The sequence below is a fragment of the Flavobacterium ichthyis genome, from assembly GCF_009915155.1.
GTDB lineage: Bacteria > Bacteroidota > Bacteroidia > Flavobacteriales > Flavobacteriaceae > Flavobacterium > Flavobacterium ichthyis.
Genome location: NZ_JAABLM010000025.1, coordinates 1 through 5,556, shown reverse-complemented (window position 1 = coordinate 5,556; position 5,556 = coordinate 1). Strand labels below are relative to the sequence as shown.

The window sequence follows — 5,556 nt, the reverse complement described above, 5'->3', positions numbered from 1 at the left end:
AAAAAAAATCTAAAAAAAGATTTGCGAAATAGGAAATAAAGGTTGTATCTTTGCCCTCCGCAAAACGCAGTTTTTTAGGGACAAAAAAAGCTTCGGAAAAATAAATAAAATTTTTTTTCAAAAAGCTTGTGAGTTAAAAAATAAGTTGTACTTTTGCACCCGCTTTGAGAAACAAACGCTGCGAGGCTGAAACGCAAGAAGTGACAAGCCGGAGAGATTCGGTAAAAAGTAAGAAGACACGTTCATAGACATATTGGATTGACAGCAAAAAAATAAGAGAGCGTCGATGATTAAAAAAATCAAAGACCAAAATCTGCATCGATTTTTACAACATTAAAAATATACGATGAAGAGTTTGATCCTGGCTCAGGATGAACGCTAGCGGCAGGCCTAACACATGCAAGTCGAGGGGTATAAATAGCTTGCTATTTAGAGACCGGCGCACGGGTGCGTAACGCGTATGCAATCTACCTTGTACAGGGGAATAGCCCAGAGAAATTTGGATTAATGCCCCATAGTATTTTTAAATGGCATCATTTGATTATTAAAGTTCCAACGGTACAAGATGAGCATGCGTCCCATTAGTTAGTTGGTGTGGTAACGGCACACCAAGACGATGATGGGTAGGGGTCCTGAGAGGGAGATCCCCCACACTGGTACTGAGACACGGACCAGACTCCTACGGGAGGCAGCAGTGAGGAATATTGGTCAATGGACGCAAGTCTGAACCAGCCATGCCGCGTGCAGGATGACTGCCCTATGGGTTGTAAACTGCTTTTGTACAGGAAGAAACAGTTCTACGTGTAGAGCCTTGACGGTACTGTAAGAATAAGGATCGGCTAACTCCGTGCCAGCAGCCGCGGTAATACGGAGGATCCAAGCGTTATCCGGAATCATTGGGTTTAAAGGGTCCGTAGGCGGCCTTATAAGTCAGTGGTGAAATCTCCCGGCTCAACCGGGAAACTGCCATTGATACTGTAGGGCTTGAATTATTGGGAAGTAACTAGAATATGTAGTGTAGCGGTGAAATGCTTAGAGATTACATGGAATACCAATTGCGAAGGCAGGTTACTATCAATATATTGACGCTGATGGACGAAAGCGTGGGGAGCGAACAGGATTAGATACCCTGGTAGTCCACGCCGTAAACGATGGATACTAGCTGTTCGGTAGCAATACTGAGTGGCTAAGCGAAAGTGATAAGTATCCCACCTGGGGAGTACGTTCGCAAGAATGAAACTCAAAGGAATTGACGGGGGCCCGCACAAGCGGTGGAGCATGTGGTTTAATTCGATGATACGCGAGGAACCTTACCAAGGCTTAAATGGGAGACGACAGGACTGGAAACAGTTTTTTCTTCGGACGTCTTTCAAGGTGCTGCATGGTTGTCGTCAGCTCGTGCCGTGAGGTGTCAGGTTAAGTCCTATAACGAGCGCAACCCCTGTTGTTAGTTGCCATCGAGTAATGTCGGGAACTCTAACAAGACTGCCGGTGCAAACCGTGAGGAAGGTGGGGATGACGTCAAATCATCACGGCCCTTACGCCTTGGGCTACACACGTGCTACAATGGGCGGTACAGAGAGCAGCCACTACGTGAGTAGGAGCGAATCTATAAAACCGTTCTCAGTTCGGATCGGAGTCTGCAACTCGACTCCGTGAAGCTGGAATCGCTAGTAATCGGATATCAGCCATGATCCGGTGAATACGTTCCCGGGCCTTGTACACACCGCCCGTCAAGCCATGGAAGCTGGGGGTGCCTGAAGTCGGTGACCGCAAGGAGCTGCCTAGGGTAAAACTAGTAACTGGGGCTAAGTCGTAACAAGGTAGCCGTACCGGAAGGTGCGGCTGGAACACCTCCTTTCTAGAGAAAAAAAAGAGATTGTAGATTTCTTTGGTTAAAAACCATTCTCGCTCTCGCTGTTGGTTCAAAAAAAATTAAGAAGAAACAGAGTCTCGTAGCTCAGCTGGTTAGAGTACTACACTGATAATGTAGGGGTCGGCAGTTCGAGTCTGCCCGGGACTACTTTTTCAAACAAATGGTTTTAAACTATTAGTTTGATATTAAAAACGTTTTTACTTAACTAGGAAATTCTGGGAGTTGAGAAGTTGTGTAACTCATAACTCATAACTAATAACTCATCACTAAGAAAATGGGGGATTAGCTCAGCTGGCTAGAGCGCCTGCCTTGCACGCAGGAGGTCATCGGTTCGACTCCGATATTCTCCACCAAGCTAACTGGCAGCTATTAGCTGACGGCTTACAGCTTAAAGTTCATTGACATATTGGGATAAGAAACATTTAAAAAGTAGAAAGCAATTTTCTTTGTAAGAAGAAAAAACAAGCGCAATAAGCAAAATAAGGGCGTATGGGGGATGCCTAGGCTCTCAGAGGCGAAGAAGGACGTGATAAGCTGCGAAAAGCTACGGGGACGAGCACACATCGATTGATCCGTAGATATCCGAATGGGGCAACCCACTATGTTGAAGACATAGTACACCGATAGGTGAGCAAACCCGCTGAACTGAAACATCTAAGTAGGCGGAGGAGAAGAAAACAAAAGTGATTCCGTAAGTAGTGGCGAGCGAACGCGGATTAGCCCAAACCATTGTTGTTACGGCAATAATGGGGTTGTAGGACCACGACATTCTATGTAAACTGAACTGGAAGGCTCTGGAAAGTGCTGCAAAACAAGGTGATAGCCCTGTACAGGTAAAGAATATAATAGATAGTGTAATCCTGAGTAGGGCGGGGCACGTGAAACCCTGTCTGAATCCACCGGGACCATCCGGTAAGGCTAAATACTCCTGAGAGACCGATAGTGAACCAGTACCGTGAGGGAAAGGTGAAAAGAACCGTGAATAACGGAGTGAAATAGATCCTGAAACCATACGCCTACAAGCGGTCGGAGCCCTTTAGTGGGGTGACGGCGTGCCTTTTGCATAATGAGCCTACGAGTTAACGTTGCTGGCAAGGATAAGTGATTAAGTCATGGATCCGTAGCGAAAGCGAGTCTGAATAGGGCGCTTAAGTCAGTAGTGTTAGACGCGAAACCGTGTGATCTACCCATGGGCAGGATGAAGCTGTGGTAACACATAGTGGAGGTCCGAACCGGTTGACGTTGAAAAGTCTTCGGATGACCTGTGGGTAGGGGTGAAAGGCCAATCAAACTCGGAAATAGCTCGTACTCCCCGAAATGCATTTAGGTGCAGCGCTGGAATAAGTTATATAGAGGTAGAGCTACTGATTGGATGCGGGGGCTTCACCGCCTACCAATTCCTGACAAACTCCGAATGCTATATAATGTTTACCAGCAGTGAGGGCATGGGTGCTAAGGTCCATGTCCGAGAGGGAAAGAACCCAGACCATCAGCTAAGGTCCCCAAATGTATGCTAAGTTGAAAAAACGAGGTTTGTCTGCCCAGACAGCTAGGATGTTGGCTTGGAAGCAGCCATTCATTTAAAGAGTGCGTAACAGCTCACTAGTCGAGCGGACGAGCATGGATAATAATCGGGCATAAGTATACTACCGAAGCTATGGATTTACAGTAATGTAAGTGGTAGGGGAGCATTCTAACAGGGTTGAAGGTGTATCGTGAGGTATGCTGGACTGGTTAGAAAAGAAAATGTAGGCATAAGTAACGATAAGCGGTGCGAGAAACACCGCCACCGAAAGACTAAGGTTTCCTCAGCTATGCTAATCAGCTGAGGGTTAGTCGGGTCCTAAGGCGAACCCGAAAGGGACAGTCGATGGCCAACGGGTTAATATTCCCGTACTTGTTTTAATTGTGATGGGGTGACGGAGTGATGAAAGTACCGCGAACTGACGGAATAGTTCGTTAAAGCACCTACCTATAAGTCTTGTAGTAAAATGCGCAGGATTTGGGGAAATGCGATAGTACTCGGAGCCTTCGGGCAAAGAGATAGTGTACCTAAGGGCTTCCAAGAAAAACCTCTAAACTTAGATTAAAACAACCCGTACCGTAAACCGACACAGGTAGTCGAGGAGAGAATCCTAAGGTGCTCGAGAGATTCATGGCTAAGGAATTAGGCAAAATAGACCTGTAACTTCGGGAGAAAGGTCGCCAGCAGCAATGCTGGCCGCAGTGAAGAGGTCCAGGCGACTGTTTATCAAAAACACAGGGCTCTGCAAAATCGTAAGATGAAGTATAGGGCCTGACACCTGCCCGGTGCTGGAAGGTTAAGAGGAGATGTTATCTTCGGAGAAGCATTGAATTGAAGCCCCAGTAAACGGCGGCCGTAACTATAACGGTCCTAAGGTAGCGAAATTCCTTGTCGGGTAAGTTCCGACCTGCACGAATGGTGTAACGATCTGGACACTGTCTCAGCCATGAGCTCGGTGAAATTGTAGTATCGGTGAAGATGCCGATTACCCGCAGTGGGACGAAAAGACCCTGTGCACCTTTACTATAGCTTAGTATTGGTCTTGGATAAGTGATGTGTAGGATAGGTGGGAGACTTTGAACCGGGTTCGCCAGGATTCGGGGAGTCATTGTTGAAATACCACCCTTTGCTTATCTGAGATCTAACCCGCCTATGGCGGGGACATTGCTTGGTGGGTAGTTTGACTGGGGTGGTCGCCTCCAAAAGAGTAACGGAGGCTTCTAAAGGTTCCCTCAGCACGCTTGGTAACCGTGCGTAGAGTGCAATGGCATAAGGGAGCTTGACTGAGAGACATACAGGTCGATCAGGTACGAAAGTAGAGCATAGTGATCCGGTGGTTCCGCATGGAAGGGCCATCGCTCAAAGGATAAAAGGTACGCCGGGGATAACAGGCTGATCTCCCCCAAGAGCTCATATCGACGGGGGGGTTTGGCACCTCGATGTCGGCTCGTCACATCCTGGGGCTGGAGAAGGTCCCAAGGGTTGGGCTGTTCGCCCATTAAAGTGGCACGCGAGCTGGGTTCAGAACGTCGTGAGACAGTTCGGTCTCTATCTACTGCGGGCGTAAGAAATTTGAGTGGATCTGACTCTAGTACGAGAGGACCGAGTTGGACTGACCGCTGGTGTATCTGTTGTCTCGCCAGGGGCATTGCAGAGTAGCTACGTCGGGAAGGGATAAGCGCTGAAAGCATATAAGCGCGAAACCCACCACAAGATGAGATTTCTTTTAAGGGTCGTGGAAGATGACCACGTTGATAGGCTATAGGTGTAAAGGCAGTAATGTCATAGCCGAGTAGTACTAATAACCCGTAAGCTTATGCGCCACTCTTCCCCGATGCAAGTCGGGGAAGGCAACTTTCTAAATAAAAATATTCTTTATCCCAGTATGTTAAAATATTCCTCCTAGCCGGAGATGCTGAAAAACTCAGCATAAAAACCTAAGGTGGTTATTGCGGCGGGGCTCACCTCTTCCCATTCCGAACAGAGAAGTTAAGCCCGCCTGCGCAGATGGTACTGCAATCCTGTGGGAGAGTATGTCGCCGCCTTTCTTTAAGATAGCCCGCTCTGAAAAGAGCGGGCTTCTTTTTTTTATAGGTGCGGCGTGTCGACCTTCGGGCTCGATCCGCCGCCTTTCTTTAAAATCCTCATCAGAAAT

Annotated in this window: 2 tRNA genes and 3 rRNA genes; all 5 read left to right on the top strand. The window is 47.5% G+C overall.

Annotated features, from left to right (window positions below):
* Window positions 1-343: 343 nt before the first annotated feature.
* A 16S ribosomal RNA gene (locus tag GV828_RS13035) occupies window positions 344-1,861 on the top strand.
* Window positions 1,862-1,949: 88 nt separating this feature from the next.
* Window positions 1,950-2,023 (top strand) — tRNA-Ile (locus GV828_RS13030).
* Between the two features lie 129 nt (window positions 2,024-2,152).
* A tRNA-Ala gene (locus tag GV828_RS13025) sits at window positions 2,153-2,229 on the top strand.
* Between the two features lie 114 nt (window positions 2,230-2,343).
* Window positions 2,344-5,223 (top strand): 23S ribosomal RNA (locus tag GV828_RS13020).
* 116 nt (window positions 5,224-5,339) lie between these two features.
* A 5S ribosomal RNA gene (gene rrf / locus GV828_RS13015) occupies window positions 5,340-5,449 on the top strand.
* Together the 16S, 23S and 5S rRNA genes with 2 tRNA genes alongside form the textbook arrangement of a ribosomal RNA operon.
* Window positions 5,450-5,556: the final 107 nt, after the last annotated feature.